Annotated in this window: 25 protein-coding genes; 3 read left to right on the forward strand and 22 right to left on the reverse strand. The window is 44.5% G+C overall.

The window, feature by feature from the left end; all coding sequences use genetic code 11:
- The first annotated feature begins 188 nt into the window (after window positions 1–188).
- Both KZX55_RS03825 and KZX55_RS03830 read left to right on the forward strand, forming a co-directional pair.
- The gene (locus KZX55_RS03825) at window positions 189–1,643 is read left to right on the forward strand and encodes a sucrose-6-phosphate hydrolase (protein ID WP_248024690.1); all 1,455 of its coding nucleotides are present in this window, start codon (window positions 189–191) and stop codon (window positions 1,641–1,643) included.
- A complete protein-coding gene (locus KZX55_RS03830; RefSeq protein ID WP_000225990.1) occupies window positions 1,624–2,589 on the forward strand; it encodes a LacI family DNA-binding transcriptional regulator in 966 nt (321 codons plus the stop codon). The genes KZX55_RS03825 and KZX55_RS03830 overlap by 20 nt, the downstream gene beginning before the upstream one ends.
- Window positions 2,590–2,624: 35 nt before the next feature.
- On the opposite strand, the gene KZX55_RS03835 is transcribed toward KZX55_RS03830, so the two are convergent.
- From KZX55_RS03835 to KZX55_RS03940, 22 genes are all read right to left on the reverse strand, one after another.
- Window positions 2,625–3,899 carry a hydroxymethylglutaryl-CoA reductase, degradative gene (locus KZX55_RS03835; protein WP_248024699.1) on the reverse strand — a complete coding sequence of 425 codons (1,275 nt, stop codon included), beginning with the start codon at window positions 3,897–3,899 and terminating at the stop codon, window positions 2,625–2,627.
- Complete coding sequence (locus KZX55_RS03840) at window positions 3,899–5,071, reverse strand: hydroxymethylglutaryl-CoA synthase (protein WP_248024707.1); 1,173 nt, start codon at window positions 5,069–5,071, stop codon at window positions 3,899–3,901. Before KZX55_RS03840 ends, KZX55_RS03835 begins: the two co-directional genes overlap by 1 nt.
- Window positions 5,072–5,189: 118 nt before the next feature.
- On the reverse strand, window positions 5,190–5,645 hold the full coding sequence (locus tag KZX55_RS03845; RefSeq protein ID WP_000176910.1) for a threonine/serine exporter family protein: 456 nt from the start codon (window positions 5,643–5,645) through the stop codon (window positions 5,190–5,192).
- Between the two features lies 1 nt (window position 5,646).
- Window positions 5,647–6,405 carry a threonine/serine exporter family protein gene (locus tag KZX55_RS03850; RefSeq protein WP_000344546.1) on the reverse strand — a complete coding sequence of 253 codons (759 nt, stop codon included), beginning with the start codon at window positions 6,403–6,405 and terminating at the stop codon, window positions 5,647–5,649.
- An 85-nt stretch (window positions 6,406–6,490) separates the two neighbouring features.
- A complete protein-coding gene (pknB, locus tag KZX55_RS03855) occupies window positions 6,491–8,380 on the reverse strand; it encodes a Stk1 family PASTA domain-containing Ser/Thr kinase (RefSeq protein WP_248024716.1) in 1,890 nt (629 codons plus the stop codon).
- Window positions 8,377–9,117, reverse strand: a complete 741-nt coding sequence (locus tag KZX55_RS03860) for a Stp1/IreP family PP2C-type Ser/Thr phosphatase (RefSeq protein WP_000401533.1) — start codon at window positions 9,115–9,117, stop codon at window positions 8,377–8,379. The genes pknB and KZX55_RS03860 overlap by 4 nt, the downstream gene beginning before the upstream one ends.
- A 15-nt stretch (window positions 9,118–9,132) precedes the next feature.
- A complete protein-coding gene (gene rsmB / locus KZX55_RS03865) occupies window positions 9,133–10,446 on the reverse strand; it encodes a 16S rRNA (cytosine(967)-C(5))-methyltransferase RsmB (protein ID WP_248024718.1) in 1,314 nt (437 codons plus the stop codon).
- The gene (fmt, locus tag KZX55_RS03870; protein ID WP_248024727.1) at window positions 10,439–11,374 is read right to left on the reverse strand and encodes a methionyl-tRNA formyltransferase; all 936 of its coding nucleotides are present in this window, start codon (window positions 11,372–11,374) and stop codon (window positions 10,439–10,441) included. The genes rsmB and fmt overlap by 8 nt, the downstream gene beginning before the upstream one ends.
- 12 nt (window positions 11,375–11,386) lie before the next feature.
- Window positions 11,387–13,783: a primosomal protein N' gene (locus tag KZX55_RS03875; protein ID WP_248024738.1), complete on the reverse strand. Its 2,397-nt coding sequence runs from the start codon at window positions 13,781–13,783 to the stop codon at window positions 11,387–11,389.
- 65 nt (window positions 13,784–13,848) lie between these two features.
- The gene (gene rpoZ / locus KZX55_RS03880) at window positions 13,849–14,163 is read right to left on the reverse strand and encodes a DNA-directed RNA polymerase subunit omega (protein ID WP_096408152.1); all 315 of its coding nucleotides are present in this window, start codon (window positions 14,161–14,163) and stop codon (window positions 13,849–13,851) included.
- 24 nt (window positions 14,164–14,187) lie between these two features.
- Window positions 14,188–14,814 (reverse strand): guanylate kinase, encoded by a 627-nt coding sequence (gmk, locus tag KZX55_RS03885; protein WP_000775041.1) that lies wholly within the window; start codon window positions 14,812–14,814, stop codon window positions 14,188–14,190.
- Window positions 14,815–14,948: 134 nt separating this feature from the next.
- A complete protein-coding gene (locus KZX55_RS03890) occupies window positions 14,949–16,562 on the reverse strand; it encodes a ribonuclease Y (protein ID WP_000404959.1) in 1,614 nt (537 codons plus the stop codon).
- Window positions 16,563–16,765: 203 nt separating this feature from the next.
- Window positions 16,766–17,863: a nucleotidyltransferase gene (locus tag KZX55_RS03895; RefSeq protein ID WP_248024740.1), complete on the reverse strand. Its 1,098-nt coding sequence runs from the start codon at window positions 17,861–17,863 to the stop codon at window positions 16,766–16,768.
- Between the two features lie 9 nt (window positions 17,864–17,872).
- A complete protein-coding gene (locus KZX55_RS03900) occupies window positions 17,873–18,613 on the reverse strand; it encodes a class I SAM-dependent DNA methyltransferase (RefSeq protein WP_282437535.1) in 741 nt (246 codons plus the stop codon).
- A gap of 321 nt (window positions 18,614–18,934) precedes the next feature.
- Window positions 18,935–19,288, reverse strand: a complete 354-nt coding sequence (gene rsfS / locus KZX55_RS03905; RefSeq protein WP_001003018.1) for a ribosome silencing factor — start codon at window positions 19,286–19,288, stop codon at window positions 18,935–18,937.
- Complete coding sequence (gene yqeK, locus KZX55_RS03910) at window positions 19,289–19,882, reverse strand: bis(5'-nucleosyl)-tetraphosphatase (symmetrical) YqeK (protein ID WP_248024743.1); 594 nt, start codon at window positions 19,880–19,882, stop codon at window positions 19,289–19,291.
- A complete protein-coding gene (locus tag KZX55_RS03915; RefSeq protein WP_000963695.1) occupies window positions 19,882–20,511 on the reverse strand; it encodes a nicotinate-nucleotide adenylyltransferase in 630 nt (209 codons plus the stop codon). Before KZX55_RS03915 ends, yqeK begins: the two co-directional genes overlap by 1 nt.
- 50 nt (window positions 20,512–20,561) lie before the next feature.
- Complete coding sequence (yhbY, locus tag KZX55_RS03920) at window positions 20,562–20,873, reverse strand: ribosome assembly RNA-binding protein YhbY (RefSeq protein WP_248024750.1); 312 nt, start codon at window positions 20,871–20,873, stop codon at window positions 20,562–20,564.
- A 213-nt stretch (window positions 20,874–21,086) separates the two neighbouring features.
- Window positions 21,087–22,193 (reverse strand): ribosome biogenesis GTPase YqeH, encoded by a 1,107-nt coding sequence (yqeH, locus tag KZX55_RS03925; protein ID WP_000391189.1) that lies wholly within the window; start codon window positions 22,191–22,193, stop codon window positions 21,087–21,089.
- A 2-nt stretch (window positions 22,194–22,195) separates the two neighbouring features.
- Complete coding sequence (locus KZX55_RS03930; protein WP_000963744.1) at window positions 22,196–22,723, reverse strand: YqeG family HAD IIIA-type phosphatase; 528 nt, start codon at window positions 22,721–22,723, stop codon at window positions 22,196–22,198.
- 13 nt (window positions 22,724–22,736) lie between these two features.
- Window positions 22,737–23,645 carry a magnesium transporter CorA family protein gene (locus KZX55_RS03935; protein ID WP_000899718.1) on the reverse strand — a complete coding sequence of 303 codons (909 nt, stop codon included), beginning with the start codon at window positions 23,643–23,645 and terminating at the stop codon, window positions 22,737–22,739.
- Between the two features lie 57 nt (window positions 23,646–23,702).
- Window positions 23,703–24,263, reverse strand: coding sequence for a mechanosensitive ion channel family protein (locus KZX55_RS03940; RefSeq protein ID WP_001150568.1), 561 nt, complete (start codon window positions 24,261–24,263; stop codon window positions 23,703–23,705).
- A 150-nt stretch (window positions 24,264–24,413) separates the two neighbouring features.
- On the opposite strand from KZX55_RS03940, the gene sstT reads away from it, so the two are divergent.
- Window positions 24,414–25,625: a serine/threonine transporter SstT gene (sstT, locus tag KZX55_RS03945; RefSeq protein ID WP_248024753.1), complete on the forward strand. Its 1,212-nt coding sequence runs from the start codon at window positions 24,414–24,416 to the stop codon at window positions 25,623–25,625.
- The last annotated feature ends 41 nt before the right edge of the window (window positions 25,626–25,666 follow it).

Raw genomic sequence — 25,666 nt, forward strand, 5'->3', positions numbered from 1 at the left:
AACTTGAGGAATCAAGGTTTTTATTTACATTTTCTTTCATTTTTTCGTGAAAATTTGCTAGATTTCCTTTACTTGATTTCTGGCAATCGTTTGACATATTTTTCTTTTTTTTAACATAAAAGACTTGCTTTTTTTGCCGAAAACGTTTACTATTAATAACAGAATAGAACTTATGGAGGAAAGATAAAATGGAATGGACAACCGAGCGCCGTTACAGACGCTATGAAGACTGGTCTAATGATGAAATCAAGCAAATCAAGGAAAAGATGGCACAATCTCCTTGGCATACTCGTTACCATGTCGAGCCTAAAATGGGGCTTCTCAATGACCCAAATGGCTTTTCTTATTTCGATGGCAAATGGATTCTCTTTTACCAGAACTTCCCCTTTGGTGCAGCCCATGGGTTGAAATCTTGGGTGCAGCTCGAAAGTGATGATTTAGTGCACTTTACAGAAACTGGAGTCAAAGTTTTGCCAGATACTCCATTAGATAGCCACGGTGCCTACTCTGGGTCTGCCATGCAGTTCAGCGATCAGTTGTTCCTATTTTATACTGGAAATGTCCGTGATGAAAACTGGATCCGTCACCCCTACCAGATTGGTGCTTTGATGGATAAGGATGGCAAGATTACAAAGATTGACAAGATCTTGATTGACCAGCCAGCAGACTCTACAGACCACTTCCGCGACCCGCAAATTTTTAACTTTAAAGGTCAATATTATGCTATCGTCGGTGGACAGAACTTGGAGAAAAAAGGCTTCGTCCGTCTCTACAAGGCTGTGGACAATGATTATACAAACTGGCAAGCAGTTGGCGACCTTGACTTTGCTAACGACCGCACTGCCTACATGATGGAATGCCCAAATCTGGTCTTTGTAGGGGAGCACCCTGTCCTTCTCTACTGCCCACAAGGATTGGATAAGGGTGTCCTAGACTATGATAATATCTATCCAAACATGTACAAAATCGGAGCTTCCTTTGCCCCTGAAAATGCCAAAATGGTAGATGTGTCTCCATTGCAAAATCTAGACTATGGTTTCGAAGCCTATGCAACGCAAGCCTTCAACGCTCCGGATGGACGTACATTGGCAGTAAGCTGGCTTGGGTTACCAGATGTTTCTTACCCATCTGACCGTTTTGACCACCAAGGAACTTTCTCCTTGGTCAAGGAACTCACTATCAAAGATGGCAAACTCTACCAATACCCAGTCGCAGCTATCAAAGAACTTCGTGCCTCTGAGGAACCCTTTTCAAATCGTGCCCAAACCAATAACACTTATGAACTGGAGCTCAACTTGGAGGCCAATAGCCAAAGCGAGATTGTCTTGCTCGCTGATAAAGAAGGCAAGGGGCTTTCCATCAACTTTGACCTTGTCAATGGACAGGTGACAGTGGATCGTAGTCAGGCTGGTGAACAGTATGCTCAAGAATTTGGTACGACTCGTTCTTGCCCTATCGATAACCAAGCTACTACTGCCACTATCTTCATCGACAAGTCAGTCTTTGAAATTTTCATCAATAAAGGAGAAAAAGTATTTTCTGGTCGTGTCTTCCCACATGCGGACCAAAATGGTATCCTCATCAAGTCTGGAAACCCAACTGGAACTTACTATGAATTAGATTATGGTCGCAAAACTAACTGATGTCGCAAAACTTGCAGGCGTCAGCCCCACTACCGTCTCACGGGTCATCAATAAAAAGGGGTATCTATCTGAGAAAACCATTCAAAAGGTTAATGAAGCCATGCGAGAATTGGGCTACAAACCCAATAATCTGGCTCGAAGCCTTCAAGGAAAATCTGCCAAGTTGATTGGACTTATTTTTCCTAACATCAGTCATGTCTTTTATGCGGAGTTGATCGACAAGTTGGAACACCAGCTCTTCAAAAATGGCTACAAGACCATCATCTGTAACAGCGAACACGACTCTGAAAAAGAACGAGAGTACATTGAAATGCTGGAGGCCAATCAGGTCGATGGTATCATTTCTGGAAGTCACAATCTTGGAATCGAAGACTACAATCGTGTGACGGCACCGATTATTTCCTTTGACCGAAATCTATCACCAGACATCCCTGTCGTCTCCTCCGATAACTACGGTGGCGGGGTCCTCGCAGCCCAAACTCTGGTCAAGACTGGCGCCCAGTCTATCATCATGATTACAGGAAATGACAATTCCAACTCACCGACTGGACTGCGCCATGCTGGATTTGCCTCTGTACTCCCAAAAGCGCCTATTATCAATGTTTCGAGTGACTTTTCTCCCGTCAGAAAAGAAATGGAAATCAAGAATATCTTGACCCATCAGAAACCAGATGCGATTTTTGCTTCGGATGATTTGACAGCTATTCTGGTGATCAAAATCGCTCAGGAACTAGGTATCTCTGTTCCTGATGAGCTCAAGGTCATCGGCTATGATGGGACTTACTTTATCGAGAACTACTATCCTCACCTGACAACTATTAAGCAACCTATGAAAGAGATTGCCCACCTCACTGTCGATCTTCTCTTGCAGAAGATTGAAGGTAAAGAGGTCGCGACAACTGGTTACTTCTTACCCGTCACCCTATTACCAGGAAAAAGTATTTAAGTACAAAAAACTCAGACGAATTCGTCTGAGTTTTTTTATGATCTTAAGTTTTCGAGATAGCGCTGGGCTGTCTCTAAGTTAAAGGTTTTATCTGCGATGAGGCGCTCAACGAGGGGAGCAACCTCGGACTCACTAGCACCTACTAGGAGAGCTAGGGATTTGGCCTGCAATTTCATGTGGCCTTGCTGGATGCCCGTACTTACCAAGGCTTTGAGAGCCGCAAAGTTTTGGGCAAGACCGATGGACACGATAATCTGAGCTAATTCCTTGGCTGAAGGATTTCCTAGTAGTTCATGACTAAGGGCTACACGAGGATTGAGACCGATAGAGCCACCCTTGGTCGCTACCGGCATGGGCAGGGTCATCTCACCGACCAATTCTTCTGTGTCCCTATCTAGACTCCATCGACTGAGACCTTGATAGTGTCCATCTCGACTGGCAAAGGCATGGGCCCCAGCTTCGATGGCACGCCAGTCATTACCAGTGGCAATCAAAATGGCATCAATACCGTTAAAAATCCCTTTATTGTGAGTCGCTGCTCGGTAAGGATCAGCCTGCGCAAACTGGCTAGCCAAGGCTATTTTCTCCGCAATTTCTCGTCCTTGGTCCCTTTGGGGACTCAAGTAGCGAAAGGCGATACGACAACTTGCTGTCACCAGAGAATCAGTCGCGTAGTTGGACAAAATTCCCATAAGACTCTGTCCTTGACTGAGTTCTTCTAAGACTGGCTTCAAGGCTTCCAGCATGGTGTTGAGCATATTGGCTCCCATGGCTTCCTGAGTATCAACATGGAGATAAACAACGAGAAAGTCTGTTTCACCTTTGATCTGCTCTACATGCAAATCACGCGCCCCACCTCCTCGTTTAACGATAGAAGGATAGGCTTGATTTGCAAGTTCCAAGAGTTCGGCTTTCTTGCTGGCAATCTTCTCTTGCGCTTGTTCAGGTTCAGCAACTTGATAAAGGGCTACCTGCCCAATCATCTGGCGCTCATGTACTTGAGCAGTAAAACCGCCTGCACGCTTGATGATTTTGCTGGCATAGCTGGTCGCAGCAACCACTGAGGGTTCTTCTGTCACATAGGGAACTGTGTAGTCCTGACCGTTCACCACAAGCTCTGGAATGATGGAATAAGGCAGAGAAAAAGTTCCCACTACATTCTCACTCAGCTGATCTGCAACTGCCAAGCTGACTTGTTCATCCTGCTCCAGACTGGTTTGCTTTTCAGGACTAAGGAGCGCCTGAGCTTTCAGCAACTCAAGGCGCTCATGGTATGATTTTTTAGAAAATCCATTCCAACTTATCTTCATTATTTTTCAACCTTGCTATAACGGCGTTGGTGGTCGACAATTTCAACCAAGGCATAGTCTTGATGTTCATAACCTGCAAATTGAGCTGAGCCAGACTCATCCAACTTCAAGTCTTCGAAGAAGACTTTTTCATAGTCTACAACTGACAATGCTGTACGTTGTTTGAGTTTGCTCAAGCGATCCTTATCAAGGTAAGTTTCATAACCTTCTACCAGCTCTCCACTAAAGAACTCTGAAACCGCTCCACTTCCGTAACTGTAGAGGGCAATTTTATCTCCAGCCTTCAAATTTTCTGCATTTTCCAAAAGGGAGAGAAGCCCAAGGAAAAGGGAACCTGTGTAGATATTCCCAATCATCTGACTGTAGAGAATGGATTTATCAAAATTTTCTTGCAGACTATCCTTTTTTTCCTGAGACAAAGTCTTATCCATCATCTTGCGCAAGCCTTTTAGGGCTAATTTGGGATAAGGCAAGTGGAAGCAGATAGCCGCAAAATCATTCATAGTCCAATCATAGCGTTTCTTGTATTCATCCCAGGTCGTCGTAAGACTGTCAAGATATTGCTGAGTTGAGTACAAGCCGTTTACATAAGGAGTAGTTGAATAGTTCGGACGCCAGAAATCCATAATATCACGCGTTTGGGCAACATTATCATTGTTAAAGACTATGGTACGCGGATTTTGCGTAATTAACATCGCCACACTCCCAGCTCCCTGAGTTGGTTCACCTGGAGCCGCTACACCATACTTGGCAATATCGCTGGCGATGACCAAGACCTTGGACTCTGGAGAATTTTCCACATGCAACTTGGCATAATGGAGGGCAGCTGTTGCTCCGTAACAAGCTTCTTTGATTTCAAAACTGCGAGCGAACGGCTGGATACCTAATAGACCGTGAACAAAGACCGCCGCTGCCTTACTCTGGTCAATCCCTGACTCGGTCGCCACGATGACCATGTCAATTTCTTCTTTTTCTTTATCTGTCAAAATAGAGTTGCTTGCACTGGCAGCCAAGGTGACAACGTCCTCAGTCAATGGTGCAATGCTAATTTCGTTTAATAAGAGACCCTTACTATATTTATCCGGATCAACTCCTCTTGCTTCTGCTAGGTCTTGTAATTTCAAGACATATTGACTGGTTGCAAAACCAATCTTATCAATACCGATTGTCATATTTACCTCTGTTTTTTCATTCATTGTAAAAAATCGTTCTATTCTATTTTATCACAAATAGGAACAAATGAGAGAAAAAAGACCTGATTCAACAAATCAAGTCTTTGCTTTGACAGCATTAGGAGGATATGCCTCGCTGTTTTCGGATATAGTAATAAAGCTTCAGAATCACTGTTCCACTGGCCATCCCGATAGAAATGACCAGAGCCAACATAACTACTAGTGTTGCACTGGTAAGGGCATGACTGTAATCACCTGTCACAAAGAAAGCTGTCGTTCGATAGGATAGATAACCTGGCACCAAGGGGGCAAGAATGGCCAAGACAAAGACCACTGCTGGCGTCTTATAGACAATACTTAGAATCTGGCTGATGCAAGAACCAACCACCGCTGCGATAAAGGTCGCAACAATAACATTGGTTGGTTCTTTAAGTACAAGATAGAGGAGCCAGACACCCATTCCCAGAACACCACCAGGTAGGAGCATAGAGCGTTGAACATTCAGTACGATTAGAAAGGTGATAATGGCGAGTAAACTCGCTACTGCTTGGAGTAAAATACTTGTTAGAGTCATCTTATGTCATCAAAACTAGGGCGACAGATGTGCCTGCCCCTAAAGCGAGGGTAATGAGCAGGGATTCAAACATCTTGCTCATACCAGAGTTGATATGGTTGGTCATGATATCCCGAACTGCATTTGTCAGGGCAATGCCCGGAACAAAGGGCATGACGGCTCCCGCTATGATCAAGTCTGCCGTCGAAGGGAATCCTGTATAGCGGGCCCAGAACTGGGCAATCAAGCCAAAAACAAAGGCTCCCGCAAAGGCGGTTACAAAAGGAATGCGGACAAACTTCTCTACATAGAGAGAGAAAGCAAAACCAAGTAAGGTCGCAATGGCTGCACCAAAAGCATCATAAGTATTCCCCCCGAACATAATCGAGAAAAAAGGGGCACTGAGAGTTGCTGCAATAGTCACTTGGAACTTGGTATAAGGAAGAGCTTGATTTCTGATTTCCTTTAGCCTTTCAAAGGCTGTAGAGAGATCGATCTGCCCTCCGACAAGCTCCCGTGATACTTGGTTGACATCACAGACTTTTTCGATGTTGTAGGAGGAAGAAGTGACCCGTTTCATGCGAGAAATATTGGTATTCTCAATAGAAAAGAAAATAGCTGCTGGCATAGCAAGAACGTTGCAATCCACTATTCCCTGTGAATGAGCGATACGGATCATGGTGTCCTCAACCCGATAAATCTCCGAACCGCTTTTTAAGAGAATGGTTCCAGCTAACATAATGACATCAATAACGGCATTCAACTCTCTTGATTCGTCCATTTTCTCCTCCTTTTCTGCTTCCTATATTTTATCACAAAAATCAATGAAAAAAAATCTTTGTCATGAAATCATGACAAAGATTCGTTTAATCTCGAGAACTTTCACGTGTTCCTTCACTATTTGATTGACTAGTTGAAGGAGTGTTTCCTTGTTGATTCCCCTGATTTGGAGTTGTAGAAGAACCTTGGTTCCCACGTTGTGCAGAACTAGAAGATGAAGTTGACGGTGGTGTTTTCGGTTTGTAGATGGAAAGTTTGATACGCGTGCTAGCAAGGTCAACCTGTTCACCCGCTTTTGGTGTTTGATCTACAACTGTACCTTCTGCTGTCCCTTCAGGAGCAGTTGAAACCTCGACAACCTCAATATTAGCCTCTTTTACACCGACAATCTGAGTCAAATTATTCTTTGTAAATTCGAGACTTGAACCAATATAACTTGGCATAGAAACGCTTGTTACTTTCTTAGCAACCGTTAAAGTAATTGTGCTGGCTTTTGAAAGATCATAAGTCGTACCTGCCGCAGGACTTTGTCTGAGAATGGTTCCAGGTTTGCTTTCGCTGGATTCTTCCTCTTCCATCTTGATTAGATTCTCAGGAACCTTCTTCTCCTTGAGTTCAGCTACGGCATCCGTATACTTGCGTCCAACATAATTGCTCAATTGGAAGGATTGCTTACCAGAAGAAACAATCAAATTGACCTTGGTTCCTTCTTTTCGGCCACTACCAGCTTCTGGATCCGTTCGAATAACACGTCCTTCTGCTACAGTATCGCTGGCCTCTGACTTTTCTTCACCGGCTTCAAACTTGGATTTTTTAAGAGCTTCCTTAGCCTCTGCAACGGTTTGTCCAGCTACGTTAGGAATAGCAATCGTTGCTGGTGTTCTTGACAAAATCCAGACCAAAGAGGCTGCAACCAATAGAAGACTGGCCAAAAGAATCATATAGCGAGCCTTAAACTTCCGTTTCTTAGCTGGCTTTGGCGCTGGAGCCGGCTCTGCGACTGGTTGAGTTGGTTTCTTTGGCTGAGGGCGTTCTTCTTGCGCCGGAGCTTTAGGAATCGATGTCAGTGTACTTTGTGGAACTTTAGGCAAAGTCTTCGTATCTGCCTTACTCGCATCGTCAAAGACCAGTTTCGGTTCATTCCGACGATTATAAGACAAGCTAGTTGACAAGTCCACATACATTTCTGAAACAGACTGATAACGGTCTGACAGCTTCTTAGCAGTCGCCTTGATGACAACATTTTCTAAAGCCTGAGGGACAGATGGGTTTTCAGCTATGACGGACGGAAGTGGCTTCTGGAAATGCTGGAGGGCAATCGTAACCGCACTATCTCCATCATAAGGGATATGTCCCGTCAGCATTTCATAGAAGATAATCCCCATTGCATAGATATCACTCTGGAAGGTCGCTTTAGAACCACGCGCTTGTTCAGGTGATAAATAATGAACCGAACCCAGCATCGAGTTGGTCTGGGTCAGACTCGTCTCTGCAAAGGCCACTGCAATCCCAAAGTCAGTAACTTTAGCAGTTCCATCTGGTGTCAAGAGGATATTTTGAGGTTTCAAATCCCGGTGAACAATTCCTCGAGTATGGGCTAAGCGCATAGCCAAGAGGATTTGTCCCATAATCCGAACTGCTTCTTCATTTGAAAGAGGATAGTGCTCTTTGATATAACGCTTGAGGTCAAGGCCTGCTACGTATTCCATAGCTAGGTACTGTTGACCGTCTTCCTCACCAATATCTGTTATCCGAACGATATGAGGATGGTCCAGATCCGCCATGGCCCTCGCTTCACGCTGGAAACGTGCCACAGCAATTGGGTCTGTCTGGTAGTTGGTCCTCAGGACCTTCACTGCCACTTCTTCCCCGTCTAGGATCAAATCCTTGGCCAAGTAAACATCTGCCATGCCTCCTCGACCAATCTGCTTGACAATCCGATACCGCCCGGCAAAAATCTTGCCGATTTGGATCATTCTGCTGCCTCCTCGTTCATGTAAACAAGGGCAACCGTAATGTTGTCTAAACCTCCTGCATTGTTAGCGAAGCGAATGAGGGTTGCCGCCTTGTCTGCTAGGGAAATATCACTGGTTACGATATCATAAATCTCGCTTGCCGAAATCATATTGGTCAAACCATCACTATTGAGCAAGAGATAATCTCCTGACTCCAGTGTAATCATCCCAAAATCTGGCTGGATTTCATCTTTTTGTCCGATAGACTGGGTGATGATATTCTTTTGAGGGTGAGTTTCTGCCTCTTCTGGAGTCAATTGACCAGCCTTGAGCAATTCATTAACCAAGGAATGGTCACTCGTCAACTGGTGGTATTCTTCTCCACGAATCAAACCGATACGAGAATCTCCAATGTGTGCATAGATGGCTTGGTTGTCAATAAACGCAACAGCTTCTAGCGTTGTTCCCATGCCTCTGTATGCTTCGTCCTGACCTAGTTGATGAATTTTTTGATTTTCAATCTCCAGGTAGTGGGCAAACCACTCACGAACTTCATTGACTGAGTTAATTTGAGTATCTACCCAATCCACACCGAGGTCTGTTACCGCCATCTCACTAGCGATATTTCCTGCACGGTGTCCTCCCATCCCGTCAGCCAAGATGATCATAGTGCGTCCTGCTCGGTTGACAAAGTGATTGACATAGTCCTGATTATTTGTCCGTTTCTGACCAACATCTGTTAATAATGCTATTTCCATTGTGTCAGTTCCTTCCTATTCTGATATCTTGCGAAATTGGCTGATAAAGAATCCATCACTTCCATACAATTCAGGAGTAATCAGGATGCAGCCATCTTTCAAGATATCTTTACATTCGTGTTCTAGTTTAACCTGCTCGAACTCGGGATGACTTTCTAAAAACGCCTCAACGACTTGAAAGTTCTCCTCAGAGACAATAGTACAGGTACTATACGTTATTATACCACCTTTTCGTAGCGTTTGACAAACACTACCTAATATTTCCAGCTGAATTTCCTGTAAGGATGTGAAATCTGCTGTTTCTTTATTGTATTTGATGTCTGGTTTACGACGTAAAAGTCCAATCCCAGAACAGGGAGCATCTACTAAAATCTTATCAAAGGAGTCCTTTTCAAAAAACTCATGCACTTTTCTGGCATCCAATTTTTGCGTTTGCACTCGATCTGCCACACCTAAACGCTCCGCATTTTCTTTGATCAAGTCCAACTTATGATCATAAAGATCCAAAGCCGTCACCTTACCAGATGTGAGGTAAGAAGCCATATGGGCTGTTTTCCCACCCGGAGCGGCACAGGCATCCAGGACCTGTTCATCACCTTGTAAATCAAGAGTCGGAGCAACCAGTTGACTGGACTCGTCTTGGATGGTTATAGCCCCTTCTGCGAACAAATCATGTCCTGCAAAGTGGCCTTGCTCCTTGACCAGACCAGTGGCCGTCAAAGGGGAATCAGTCGCTTCTAACACGGCTTTGATTTCCTCTTTTCGACTCAAGTCAGTCACCCGAATGCTGGCTTTGCTGCGCACCAAGAGACTTTTAAAGATGGCTTGTGCTCGCTCTTCACCGTATTCTTCCTTGAGTTTAGATACTAGCCAAACTGGGAGAGAATAAGCAATGGAATCACGCTTATTTTTGCGTTTGATACTGTCAATGTCTGGCCAGCCTTCTCGCAAGATACGACGAAGGACGGCGTTGACCAATTTTTCACTGCCTTTTTTACGGGCTTTGGCTAGTTCCACTGCTTCATTAACAACAGCGTGATTAGGAATCTTATCCAGATACCGAAGTTGGTAAGCGCTCAGAAGGAGCAGGATATAGAGCCAGTTATCTAGCTTATCTCTGTCTTCGATAAAGTGGGACAGGTACCATTCCAGAGTCAGTTTTCGGGCTACCGTACCGTAGACAATCTCTGTCACCAAGCCCTTATCTGCTACTGAGAGCTGACTCCCCTTGAGGTGTTTATTTAAGGCAATATTGGAGTATGCTTGATTAACCAAAACATCCTCTAGCACTGCTAGAGCTAGACTTCTAGCTGTTTCTACTTTAGTCACCAAATCGTTCTCCTACAGTCAATGTCCGTCCCACTCCGTTGAGGAAGGAAGAAATGTCCATCTTAGGCTTCCCAGCTGGCTGCACTTGCTTAAGAGACAGAGCACCTTCAGCCGCTGCAACGATCAATTCTTTCTTGCCAATAGACAGAATCTCACCTGGAGCTCCCTGACCTTCTACTGGAAGTGCTTCATAAATCTTAAAGCGATCGCCTTTAAGGAAAGTGTGGGCAACAGGCCACGGGTTCATTCCACGGATTTGGTTGAAGAGTTGACGATTAGTCTTATTCCAGTCCAATTTTTCTTCCTCTGGTTTGATATTTGGAGAAAATGTAACCTGGTTTGGATCTTGCGGTTCTGGCTGAATTTCACCAGCTATATAAGCAGGAAGAGTATCTAAAAGCAAGTCACGACCTACAATCGCTAATTTCTCAAATAAGGTCCCGACATTGTCCTCATCTGTGATAGGAATGCTACGACGAGAAATCATATCTCCTGCATCCATTTCCTTAACCATCTCCATAATGGTCACACCAGCTTCCTCATCCCCTTGAATCAAGGCATAATGGATAGGCGCACCACCACGGTGTTTTGGAAGAAGGGAAGCGTGAACGTTGACCGCAAAATCCATGCTATCAAGGAGTTTACTTGGGAGAAACTGCCCAAAAGCAGCAGTGATAATCCCATCCGCCCCTAGCTTCATGATGGCTTCCATCTCTGGACTCCCAGATAATTTTTCAGGTTGGTAGATGGGAAGGCCTGCTTCTTTGGCAGCCTGCTTAACCGGGGTTTCTTGGATCACTTTTTTACGGCCGACAGCGCGGTCTGGCTGGGTCACAACAGCTAGAATCTCGTAACGATCATCTGATAACACCCCCTTCAAAACTGTCGCTGAAAAATCGGGAGTTCCCATAAAGATTAGTTTTGTCATTTCTTCTCCTTCTTATAAAAATTGCTGCGGTTCGTGGTCAATGCTGAGACGAAGCTCGCTATTTTCCCGTTCTTGAGTCAAGGCCAAAACTCGATTGAGAGTTGGGCCCAGCTCATCTTCTAAACGGTATTTAATCAAAATCTGGTAATGATAAAGGTTGTGGGTACGAGCAATGGGTTTTGGCGTTGGTCCAAGGATTTTACTAGTTTCCGATAAACCTGAGCGCAAAATTCCCATAACTTCATAGGCACGTTTGACAACCTCTTCTTCTTTCTTGTGAGAGAGGGTAATCCCAATAGTGAAATAATAAGGCGGATAGCCAAGTTGGCGTCTGATACTCATTTCATAGGCATAAAAACCTTCATAGTCTTGGTCTTTGGCAAATCGAATGGCATAGTGCTCCGGATTGTATGACTGAATCAAGACCTGCCCAGCTTTTTCCGCACGACCTGCCCGACCAGCCACCTGAGTTAAGAGTTGGAAGGTTCTCTCGGAAGAACGAAAATCAGGCAGATTCAAGGCCGTATCCGCATTGAGCACTCCGACTAGGGTCACATTGGGAAAATCCAAGCCCTTAGCAATCATCTGAGTTCCCAACAAGATATCTACTTCCCCTCGGCCAAACTGGTCAAGAAGAGCTTGGTGACTGCCTTTCCTACGGGTTGTATCCACATCCATTCGCAGAATGCGAGCCTGAGGAAAGAGCTCTGCTAGCTCATCATAGGCTTTCTGAGTCCCCGTCCCATAGTAACGAATACTGCGGCTCTGACAGTTGGGACAGACATGAGGAATTCCCTTGGAAAAGCCACAGTAATGGCAGTTCATGGTCTTGGTATCCATGTGGAGAGTCAGAGAAATATCGCAGTTGGGGCAGCTATCTACCGTCCCACACTCCCGACACATAACAAAGCTAGAATAACCCCGACGGTTGAGCATGAGGACTACCTGCTCTTTTTTATCCAAACGGTCTTGGATGGCCTCTAGCAAAGGAGGCGTAAAGTTTGATGTCTCATTCTGCCCGATATAATCACGAAAGTCAATCACTTGAACCTCAGGAATAGTGGCTAAAGGATTGGCCCGTTGGGTCAGGCGTAAGTGTTGATAGACGCCTTTTCCAGCCCGCGCACGGCTCTCTAAGCTCGGTGTCGCCGAACCAAGGACCAGGGCCGCTTGATTGTACTGGGCCCGTAAGATGGCGACCTCTCTAGCATGATAACGGGGATTGCTGTCTTGTTTGTAACTAGCTTCATGCTCTTCATCGATAATCATGACACCTAGATTTTTTATAGGTGCAAAGATGGCCGATCTGGCTCCAACCACAACTTGAGCATCTCCACGCTCGACCTTGCGCCATTCATCGTACTTCTCACCATTAGACAAGCCTGAGTGAAGAATAGCTACTTTCTCGCCGAAACGAGCAATGAACCGCTCCGTCATTTGTGGCGTCAGAGAAATCTCAGGTACCAGCAAAATGGCTGTCTTGCCCTTGTCCAAGGCTCCTTGGATGATTTGCAAGTAAACCTCTGTCTTCCCACTTCCTGTAATCCCTTGAAGGAGGAAAGGAGGTTGCTGACTGCCAATAGCACTGACAACCGCATCACGTACCTGTCTTTGTTCAGGATTTAATTCCAAAGGTTGACTGGCTTCAATGCCTTCGAAATAAGCGGCTGAACGTTGCACTTCTTTTTGTAGTAGGGTTAGAGCTCCTTGCTCAACAAAGAAGTTGACTTGCTCGCGTGAGTAGGACTCTAACAAACTAGCCAGAGGAGCACTCTCAGGATGAGACAGCAAATAATCTCTCAGCTCTGCCTTTTTCTTAGCACGCGCAGAAATCTCAATCTTCTCTAGCTGAGTAGCATCAACCTCATACCAAGGCTGGGTCTTGACCTTCTTCTGATCGACTGCCTGGTATTCTAAGCGGAGCAACCCTTTCCTGGTCAAACGCATCATTTCTGCCTGTTTGGCCAAATCTAGAGAAGAAAAGACTAGCGAATCTTCTGAACCAAACAGACGCTCTCGGTCTGCCTGACTCAGACCTTCCAGATGATAGAGAATCTTATCATAGCTAGAGTTTAAAAAGCCTGGAAGCATGGCTTTTAGGATGGAAATTTTGTAAGAAAAGACAGACTTACGTAGCTCCTCAGCCAGCCAGAGTTGCTCTTGAGTGAGAACCGGGGAAAAATCCAGTACCTCCGCAATCTCTTTCAAGTCCTGTTCGGCAACCTCTTCATCCGAATGGGACTCCAAGCCTAGCACAATTCCTTGGATCAAACGATTGCCTTTGCCGAAGGGGACATGAACCCGCATACCGGCTTCCAGCATGTCTACAAATTCCTCAGGGACCTTGTAGCTGTATGGCTGGTCCGTCTGCATCAGGGGAACATCCACGATAATCTTTGCAATAGCCATCTTCTCACCTCCTTCTTGTCAGTACATTCTTGCAATAGAAAAAATAAGATTGAGTCCCCCCAACCTTAAATTTTTTCACCATCTTCTTTTTCTTTAGCGATTTGCTCTTTGATTTTCTTTTCTTCTTCTTCTTTTCGGCGTTTTTCTTCTTCGATACGGAGACGAACCGCTTCACGTTTTCCTTCTGGATCTGGGTGAATCGTAACGTTTCCTGACTCGATTTCTTCTAAAGCACGAAGAGTTGATTTTTCAGATTTGAATTCTTGAGTTGCAGGTGCTCCAGCTTCTAATTCGTGGGCACGTTTTGCTAACAAGATTACGAGTGAATATTTTGATGGTACCTTGTCTAGCAAGGTATCGATAGAGGGTTTAAGCATCATTTGTTTGTACCTGTTTCCTATAGTTTATCGAGTAGTTGGAGATTTTGGCAACATCTCCTGGTAGTGACCAATAACACGGTCCACACGGAAGTGTTCTGCTTCGATCACACGCTTGACACGTTCAGCAGCGAGGGGCACCTGATCGTTGACAATGGCATAATCATACTCACGCATGAGGGCAATTTCTTCCTTGGCTTTTTCGATTCGTTGGGCAATCACTTCCGCACTATCTGTTCCACGACCTACCAAACGATCTTGCAATTCATCCAAATCTGGTGGTGTTAGAAAGATAAAGACAGCATCTGGAACCTTTTTCTTAACCTGAAGGGCTCCTTGGACTTCAATCTCAAGAAAGACATCGATTCCCTTGTCCAGAGTTTCATTGACATAGGTCAGAGGAGTTCCATAATAGTTACCGACATATTCTGCATACTCCAACATCTGACCTTGACGGATTAGCTCTTCAAACTCTTCACGAGTACGGAAGAAATAGTCCACTCCGTCCACTTCACCAGGACGTTGCGCGCGCGTCGTCATCGATACAGAATATTGAAATTGATTCTCAGAACTCTCAAAAATCTCTCTTCTAACCGTTCCTTTCCCAACTCCTGAAGGACCAGAAAAAACGATTAGCAAGCCTCGGTCTGCCATTATGTCTCCTTTAGTTAGTCTGTGAAATAAAGTGAAATTTCTCTCGGATACTGATGATCACGTCAGTTATCCTTCTACAGTCTTTCTATCTAGTGTAACAAAAAAGCAGTAATATTTCAACTGCTCTTTCTTATTTATTTAGCATAATCTACTGCACGAAGTTCGCGGATCACGGTCACCTTGATATTTCCTGGGTAATCGAGATTATTTTCAATTTTCTCACGAACTTTGTGAGCCAAGATTGTGACTTTGTCGTCTTTGATTTGTCCTGGATTAACCATGATACGGATTTCACGTCCTGCTTGAAGGGCGAAGCTATTTTGCACTCCTTCAAAGCCATTGGCGATTTCTTCTAAATCATGGAGACGCTTGATATAGCTTTCAAGAGATTCACTACGAGCACCTGGACGCGCTGCGCTCAAGGCATCTGCTGCAGCAACGATCACCGCAATGACGCTTTCGGCTTCCACATCGCCGTGGTGGCTAGCAATCGTATTGACCACAACTGGGTGTTCCTTGTACTTACGAGCCAACTCCGTACCAATCTCAACGTGACTGCCTTCAACCTCGCGGTCAATAGCTTTCCCGATGTCGTGAAGGAATCCAGCACGACGGGCAAGAGCTGCATTTTCACCAAGTTCACTGGCGATGATACCAGATAACTTAGCAACCTCAATCGAATGACGCAAGACATTCTGTCCATAAGAAGTACGGAATTGCAAGCGTCCCATAATCTTCATCAAGTCTGGATGGAGGTTTGGCGCACCAATCTCATAGGCAGCAGCCTCACCATATTCACGGATTTTATTGTCAATCTCTTGACGGTTTTTCTCCACCAACTCCTCGATACGAGCTGGGTGGATGCGGCCATCCTTGAGCAACATTTCCATGGTCATACGAGCAATTTCACGACGAATCGGATCAAATCCTGACAAGGTTACCACTTCTGGCGTGTCATCGATGATCACGTCGACCCCTGTCAAACTTTCAAAGGTACGAATGTTTCGACCTTCGCGTCCGATAATGCGTCCCTTCATGGTATCATCTGGTAGGTGAACTGTCGAGTTTGTTGACTCTGCTACATAGTCACCAGCGATACGCTGCATAGCCTGAACCAAGATATCTTTCGCAATCTTGTCTGAACGTTCCTTCACCTCTTGCTCAGCCTCACGAATGCGGCTAGCAATTTCCTTGGTCAAGTTTTCCTCTGTCTGAGCCAAGATAATATCTCGAGCCTCAGTTTGGGAAAGGGAACCGATACGTTCAAGTTCAGCTTCTTTTTGTCTTTCGACTTCCTCTAATTGCTCTTCACGTGCATCAAGGTTTTTTGCTCTATCAGAAATACTTTGTTCTTTTTGTTCAAGTGTTTTTTCTTTGTTCGTCAAATTGTCGTCTTTGCGGTCAAGGCTCGTAGCTCTCTCCGTCAAACGACTTTCGATTTGCTTGAGTTCCTGACGTTCTGACTTAAATTCAGCGTCCACTTCTTCACGGTATTTTCTGGCTTCCTCTTTGGCCTCCAATAGTGCTTCTTTTTTAAGAGACTTGCTTTCGCTCTTGGCTTCATTTAGCAATAAATCCGCTTCGCGCTCAGCCTGTCCTCGTAAATTAGTTGCTTCTTGTTCAGCATTTAGAAGCATCAACTCTGCAGCCTCTTGAGATGATTTCATCTTAGCTGAGATGCTGACATATCCAATGACTAAACCAATGATGACGGCAAAAACAGCAATCGCAAGTGTCATGATTTCCATGTTTTTACCTCATTAAATTTGTTTATCGAATGACATACATTCCTTAATATTCTATCACAAAAAACCGATTTTCACAAACCCAAATTGAAGAGTTTTGTGTGAATTTTAGGAGAAAGTTCTGAAATCCCCAAACAAACTTTCTAACACTTAAAAATGACATTTTCATTAAAACATACAATAAAAAAGCCTACCTTTCAGTAGACTTAGTTTGTTTCTTTTCTTATGGGAATCCTTCCAAAATTTTGCACTGCTATACTTGGCTGTCCTAGTTGGTAAATCTGGTCTGCCTTTTGAGTCATAGAATCCCAAGGTTCTTTGCCAATTCGACTGACTAGATGAACCTGATCTTTCAGTGACTTGAGATGCTGTCTACCTTTTTCGGTAAAGCCAAGGACATGGATACCTTCTGGCAAGTCACTTTCTCTGGCCTGCACTAAGATATAGGTCAAGAGGCGTCTGACACGCGCCTTAGTATAACGCTTGGTCGCAACTGCCTCGACCAATTTGTCAACAGACTGGACTGTTTTGATAGCTTCCTTGATGCGCACAGCCATTTCTTGATTGACCTGATAGATCATTGTTAGGTCTGGATTTGACAAAATTTGATAGCGGAGCAAGGGAAAATAGTCATCCCAGCTCACCTTACTGGCTTGCTCAAAGAGGGCAACGGAAGGCATAAAGCGTTCTAAGAAATCTTGGTCTGATTGATGCTGACGGAGAGCTGTTGCCGAGGCAAAGTCCACATCCTTATCAACAGAATGATAGCCAGCTCCCTGACGCTGAATCGGATGGAGTTTGATTCTACGTCCTGCAACCGCCTTAGCATAGGCCAAAGCTAGAACATGATTAGGCGTATTGCCTGAAAAATCTAGACCTGCAAATTCCTTCCACATGGCTTGGGTTTTCTGAGGGTAGGAGAGGGAATCAGGCAGATTATCCACAAATTTCTCCATCTCAACGCCTTGCTCTGTGTATAGGTTGGCAATTTTCTGATAATCCAGAACTTTCTCTGTCCCAAAGGCTAAGGTATCAATCCCCAGCCGTGCCAAGATATCTACTGCTCCTTGTCCAAAGAAATCCGCTGCCTGAACACTGACTAAAAAGGGCAATTCCACTACCAGATCTGCTCCATTCTCCAGTGCCATTTGAGCCCGGGTCCACTTGTCCACGATAGCAGGCTCCCCTCTCTGCATAAAATTCCCAGACATAGCAACAATTTTCAGCCCCTCAGCCTGACTCAGCAGGTATTTATGGCCATTATGAAAAGGATTGAACTCCGCAATAATACCTGTGATGGTCATGATGTTCTCCTACTTCTGCGCGACAAAAAACCAACGGGTAGTGGTTTCTGTTGGTTCCTTGTCCTCAAAGTCCGCATAGAGTTTGAAGGACTTGAAACCAGCCTGTTCCAGCAAAATATCATAGGTCAGGACCTCATAGGTTCGCTCCTCATGCACTTCATCGTGACGACTAAAGGAACCGTCAGCCTCCTTGATAAAGAAAGTCAACTCATGCACGATGGAGTGAGGAGCTTCGTCCTCATAGGTGTCCCAAAGCATGGCAAAATCTTCCGCATTTTCATGGTAGGAATAGCCAGGGAATACTTCGTCTGTCTGGTAGGTCGAATGCACATCAAAGATGAAAACTCCGTCTTCGTTAAGCGCATTATATACTTCTTTAAAGACGTCTCCTACCTCGACCTCATCCTGCATGTAGCAGATAGAGTCAGAGTAACACGTGACAAAATCATATTGACCTGCCTTGGACAAATCCAGCATATTGCCCTCTATAAAATCAATCTTTTGCTTGGCTGAAGTAGCTCTTTTCTCCGCAATCTTCAGCATATCCGCGCTCAAATCAAGTCCAGTTACATCAAAGCCTGCTTGAGAAAAGCGCACAGACTGGATACCTGTTCCACAAGCCAATTCTAAAAGCTTCTTTCTCTCCTTGGTCTTAGGCAAATGACGCAGCGAAAAATCCGTCCATTTATCATATAAACTATCATCCATCACAGCATCGTAAACAGCCGCAAAGGTTTCATAAGTCGCCATATTCATGATACCAAGTCCGCCCGTAATCGGAATGAAAATTAGGAGCTTGACGATGGAGCCGAGCTCCAAGGAAGGCTATCTATTTTCCGACGATTACAGGACGGGTTCAAATCCTTTCTAAGATACAAAGAGCGTTAAAAGCAAGGAGAAAATAGGAAACTTTCTGCTGTATCGTCAGATACAAAGGAAGTTACTCTTTTTCTCGCAGCTTTTAGCTCGTGTTCAGTTTCGAGATGAACAAAACACGACGCCCTCACCTTTCTATCCATTTTTTTCTAAAATAAGCAAATAAACCCAGTTGACTGCAACTGAGTTCATCTACTAGGCCAAGGCTTCAGAAATATCTACAGAATCCGCCTCATGCCACAGTTTTTCAAGATTATAGTGGGCACGCATTTCTTCTGAGAAGATATGCACAACGACACCACCGAGGTCTAGCAAAACCCAGCCTCCCGCTGCATCGCCTTCAACATGGCTACCTTTAAAGCCTGCTTGGGCTACTTTTTCACGGATATTGTCAGCGATAGCGTCCAACTGACGGCTATTCATCGAGCTAGTGATAACAAAGTAGTCTGTCACACTGGTCAAATCTTGTACATCAAGTGCGAGGATATCCTCCGCACGTTTCTCATCTGCCGCTTTCACGACTAGTTCTAGTAATTCTTTTTCGTTCATTTAGTCCTCTTTCAAATAGTGCACAAAGGCGTTATAGGTTTCCAGGGTTTGGGGATAGATGGGGAATCCCTGATGAGCTAGATGCTCCACGGTACGAGCTGTTTCGTAGGCCACTGCCTTATTGAGCGATAGCTCAGCAATTTCACGCGCCACATCCACACCTGGAAAGGCACGATTGTGCTCGATATAATCTGCGACGTAGATGACTTTGTCTAGATTGGTCATCTGACCAGCTCCGACTGTATGGATTTCAATAGCTCGCAGGATTTCTGGATCATGCAAATCCAAATCTTCCTGAATCTTGTAAATTCCAACCATCCCATGCCAGACATTATTGCCCCAGTTTTTGAGGTCAGGGTCTAGCTGATAACGGTCAATCAAGTCTAGAAATTCCTGATCTGACAGCTTTTTAGCATAATCATGAAGAAGGCCTGCTAGACCCGCTTTCTCGGTATCGACTCCAAATCTCTCCGCTAACTCTATGGCTGCACGCTCCACACCCAAACAATGGGTTAACCGTTTTTCAGGTAGAAGCTCTGCCATTTTTTCCAACAAAGCCTCTCGGGAACAGTTGATATAGTCTTGGTATGCCATCAGTAAAGCCCCTCCTTCTCGATGTAGTCTAGCACTGGCTGAGGTAGGAGAAAGTTGGGCTTCCGACCTTGGGCAATGAAGTCACGCACCATGCTGGAGGAGATGTCCATGAGAGGCACATCCACCCAGATAACTGGATAGGAAGTCCCTGCCTTGTAGCGTGGGCGCTGAACTCCAACAAACTGAACCATGTCGACCAGCTCATCAATTCGGTACCATTTAGGCAGATAGTCCACCATATCAGCCCCGATAATGAAGTAATAATCCGTGTCTGGATGTTGCTCGGTCAAAATCTTCATGGTGTCGTAGGTGTAGGAAATGCCCTTTCGCTCTAACTCAATGGTTTCAATGGCTAGACCTTCGATCCCCTCAATCGCCAACTCAAGCATCTTGAGCCGATGGTGCTCGGGGATGGTTTCTTTTTTATCTACATGAGGTGGTTGGTATTCGGGCATGAGCAGGACCTGGTCCAGTCCCAACTGTTGTCGTACTTGGTCCGCTACAACAAGATGGGCATGGTGAACGGGGTTAAAATTCCCCCCTAAAATCCCGACTTGTTTGCGTTTTTTCTCCTTGATTTCTGGCTCCAACTCTACCTTGGTAAAGGGAGTCAATAATTCGATTGCCATAGGCTCGTCTTCCTTTAATTCTCTGTAAAAACAGTTGTTTGGAGTAGGTTTTAGATTTCTTTGACTTTCTTGGAAATCTTGCGATTTTCTTTCTTTCTGGATTGTTTATACAAAATCAAGATGCGTCCGATTTTTTGGACTGTATCCACACCAATTTCTTCTTCCAAGATTTCAGCTACTTCGTGGATGTTTTCATCTGTGTTTTGCAAGAGCGTAACTTTAATCAATTCGCGGGCGTCAAGAGCCTGACGGACGCTGGTTTTGATTTGGTCGTTGAGACCATTTTTTCCAATTTGAATGATGGGTTTGAGGGTGTGTGCCTGGCTGTTGAGGAAGGCACGTTGTTTTGATGTTAATGACATAATTTCTTTAAAAGAGTTTCTTTTTATACTTTTCTGAAGTGGTGACGGACGTCAGCAAAGCCCTTCGGACTTTCATGACTAAAATTTGAGCCTAAGGTCTCAAATTTTCCGCAGTTGGTACAACTCCTTGTACCAACTGACACCACGGCGAAAAGTATTCGTTATAGGCTCGCAGAGCTCGCCCGAATCTAGATAACTCTTTCCTTTCTGTGTTTAAATAATGGCTTTTCGTGTGACGACGGCGACGCCTTCTGGTGCCCAGACGGCGACTTTGGCGGTGCCTGTTACGCGGATCCAGCCGAGTCCTGAGATGACTAGGTCAGTCTTGTCCTTGATGGTAAATACATGCTGGACTAGTTTTGGAAAATCTTCTTTTTCCTTGCTATTTGGTGGTGTGAGAAGGGTTCCGAGGTGCTTGTCATAGAAGGCACTAGCGCCTTCTAGCTTGGTACGGTGGAGTTTGAGTTCGTTGTCAAAAAAAGCAGTAAATCCTTGTTTTTCTCCTGATATAAAGTCAAAGCGTCCGAGACCACCTAGAAACAGGGTTTGTTCAGGGTTAAGCTGATAGGTTTTGGGCTTGATTTCCTTTTTAGGGCTGACATACTTGAGGTTTTTGGCCGTCAAGTAGTGGGCCATCTGGTGGCGGTGGATAATCCCTGGCGTATCGTAAATATAAGATCCGTCGTCGAGCGGAATCTCAATCTTGTCCAAGGTTGTTCCCGGAAAACGCGAAGTCGTGATGACATTTTGGTCACCTGTGATTTCTTGGATAATAGCGTTGATGAGAGTTGATTTTCCAACGTTGGTTACCCCAACTACGTAGACATCACGGCCCTTACGGTAGTGTTCAATCTTGTCAATGACTTCTTTAATAGCATGCTTGTTTTGGGCTGAAGTTAAAACCACATCAACTGGACGAAGTCCTTCTTCGTGGGCACGTTCCATGAGCCACTGGCTAATCTTGCCCGGTTTAACTGACTTGGGCAGGATATCTTTTTTATTTCCGACCAAGAGGACATCATTGCCCGATACAAAGCGCGGTAAGCCTGGGATGACAGAGCCATTAAAGTCAAAAATATCTATGACATTGACCACTAAGGCATCACTGTCTCCCACCTCGTGCAAGAGTTTGAGAAAATCATCGTCCGTCAACTGGACATCTGTGATTTCATTGTAGTGGCGGAGACGGAAACAGCGTTGGCAATAAACTTCTCCAGTCTCCAAACCTTTTTCAAGTGCCGACTGGGGAGTGAAACCAAGACCAGCCTTGTCTGTCGTCTGAATGGTTGCTCCACAACCAATACAGAGAATTTCTTCCATAGTTAAATTCCTTTTTTATATGTAATCGGTCCGTATTTTTCAGTGATTTTTCGCATAACACGGCGCTCGCGAGCTCGGTTAATCTGCGTTTTGATCGAGTCATGTTGGACCAAGGGTTTGACTAAGATCGAGCGAATACCCGCACGATGGGCTGCGCGAATATCTGTCATGAGCTGGTCGCCGACCATGACCACTTCATTTTTTTCATAGTGAAATTCCTTCATGGCACGGTCGATTCCAAATGTGAAAGGCTTCAAGGCCCAATAAACGTAATCAATCCCAAATTTCTCAACTGCGCGTTGAACTCGTTTTTTGGTATTATTTGAGACCACGATGATGCGAATGCCCGCGTCACGGAGATCATGTAGCCATTGCTTCATCTCTGGTGTCCCATCAGGGTTGTTCCAAGCAATGAGGGTATTGTCCAAGTCGACCAAAACAGCCTTGATTCCCTGCGCCTGCAGGCTTGGGACTGTCAGATCATAAACTGCTTCCACAGCAAAATCTGGCATATAGTTTTCAATCGCCATTCTGGCTCCTTTTTTAATTTCTAGCAATTTTCTTTAAACATTGAGCTAAGACTGCCCATAAAATGAGACTAGCTATCAAAATATAAATCCAAGCATTTGGTTCATCTGTAAACGGTAAGGGAACATTCATTCCGAAGAATCCTGTAATAACCGCAAGGATAGCTAGCAAGACTGAGATAATTGTCAAAGTTGTCAAATTATCATTTAGATTATTATTTAGGATGTTGTTGTAAGAGGCTGAGAGTTGTTGCAAAACTTGAGATATCAAATCTGTCATTGAAACCAACTGATGGGCTTCAATCATAGCATCGTCAAACTGCTCTCTTTCTACCTCATTAAGATTACGATAAAGAGCATGCCCTTGGATGTGTTCCAAGAGGAGACGATTTTGTTTAGCAGCTGCTGTCAGGTAAACCATACCAGTTTCCAAGTCAGAGAGGGCGAAAAGATTTTTTTTAGTTGTTTTTTGACGAAGAAGTGCACTGATTTCATCCTTACTTTTATCCATCTCTTCAATAACTGGATAGTAAGCATTGCTAATAATCTCTAAACTGGCAAAAAGAAATTTGTAGATTGAAATAATTTCATGGCTTTCAAGGTAGGTTGCCATGCGTTTAATCACATAAGTATTCTTGTGATTGCTGATGGTAATCAGCCGTTGTTTTTCAACGATAAAGGTCATCGGAATCGCTTCATAATATTCTTTGTCTTTTTCTAAATCAAGAACATTATAAATGAAGGTTACCGTCTCCGTTTCACGGTTATAATCCATGTGGGCTCGTTCATTTCTATCCAGAGCATACTCGATGGTTTCCTTGTCCAATCCATAGATGTCAGAAAGATCTTCCATATTTTTAATCTTGTCCACATCAAGGTCTATCCAAGTACGATCGTGACCTAATTTTTTCTCTACAAATAGCATACTCTCTCCTTTACCAAACTCCTTCTATTGTACCACAAATCTGCTAAAATAGTCGGACTATTCAGTACGGGATAAATTACTAACAACGGTAATATTGCGGTTAGGAACAAAGTGAAGAGCTTGATCATCACCGCGCAGTTGTGTTGTACGGATTCCTACACTAACGACCTTTCCAGAGACGGTAATCGGTCCATTTGTGAGGACCACTTCATCACCCACATCAAGCTGGCGTTCAAAGAGGATGAAGAAGCCATTAATGACATCGGATAGAAAGCCTTGCGCCCCCATACCAATGGCTACCCCAGCAATCCCTGCCCCAGCAAGGAGGCTGGAAACCGGCAAGCCCAAAATAGACAGGATGCAGTAGATTAAAAAGAAATAAAGAATGTAGTTAAAGACATTCTCCAGCAAACGCGAGATGGTCTTTTGCCTTCCTGCATCCCGATTTGAAAATTTAAGTGAGGGCTTGACAATCTTTCGTACAGTCGCATGAAGCATCTTTTTAGCTATATAAAATAGTAAAAACAAAATCAAAAGAGAAATCACCTTGGTCAAGAGATTCTCTAAAATAGTTGTTAAGTCAAGTTTATCAAAATAGCGTTGAAAAAAATCTTGCATATAAAACTCCTTTTTCCTATTATACCATAAAATCTCCCTTCTCTTTTCTTTCATAATTATTCAATTATAGGCCCTTTTTTCAAAATATCACTTGCCTCTATAGCATATTTATACTATAATTATAAACAATACATTTTGAAGGAGACTGCTATGAAACGAATCATTAGAGCCTGGACCAAGGCAAGCCTCATCAAACGAATCCTTATTGGAATGATTTTTGGAGCTACATTGGGGATGCTCTTTCCAAACTTTACAGGAATTGGTCTGCTTGGAGACCTCTTTGTAGGCGGACTGAAAGCCATCGCTCCTATTTTAGTTTTTGCCCTTGTTGCCAATGCCCTTTCTCAACACCAAAAGGGACAAAATACCAATATGAAGACGGTTATTTTCCTATACTTGCTCGGAACCTTTTCTGCTGCATTGGTAGCCGTTCTAGCTAGTTTCTTACTGCCTGTGCAAATCACCCTGACCAGCGCAAATACAGAAGTTGCTGCTCCTGACGGTATCGGTCAAGTCCTCAGCAATCTCCTACTCAAACTGGTGGACAATCCCTTAAATGCCATTGTTGAAGCCAACTATATCGGGATTCTCTCTTGGGCAGTCATCTTTGGCTTGGCTATGAGAGAGGCAAGTAAACACAGCAAAGAATTACTGAGAACCATGGCGGATGTCACCTCTAAAATCGTGGAATGGATTATCAACCTAGCTCCCTTTGGGATTTTAGGTTTGGTGTTTAAGACCATCTCAGACAAGGGCATTGCCAGTCTGACCAACTACGGTGTCCTCCTAGGACTCTTGATTGCTACCATGGCCTTTGTCGCTCTCATCATCAACCCGCTCATCGCCTTTCTCTTTATGAGGAAAAATCCCTATCCCCTTGTTTTGAAATGTCTACGTGTCAGTGGTATTACAGCCTTTTTCACTCGTAGCTCTGCCGCCAATATCCCTGTCAATATGAAACTCTGCCAAGACTTGGGACTGAATCCTGACACCTACTCTGTCTCCATCCCGCTTGGTTCGACCATCAATATGGCTGGCGCTGCTGTTACCATAAATGTCCTGACTCTAGCTGCCGTCAATACACTCGGAATTTCGGTAGACTTTGGGACAGCATTTGTTCTCAGTGTGGTGGCTGCCATTTCTGCCTGCGGGGCCTCTGGAATTGCTGGGGGATCCCTTCTCCTCATTCCTGTCGCTTGTAGCCTCTTTGGGATTTCCAACGACTTGGCTATGCAGGTTGTCGGAGTCGGTTTTGTGATTGGGGTCGTTCAAGACTCCTGCGAAACAGCCCTGAACTCTTCAACAGATGTCCTCTTTACAGCGGTTGCCGAGTATGCTACAAACCGAAAACTTCGCCCCTAGTCTCTGACTCCTCGTTAAACACTTGACTCTATTAGTTTAGG

The organism is Streptococcus halitosis (assembly GCF_023147855.1).
Taxonomy (GTDB): Bacteria; Bacillota; Bacilli; order Lactobacillales; family Streptococcaceae; genus Streptococcus; species Streptococcus halitosis_B.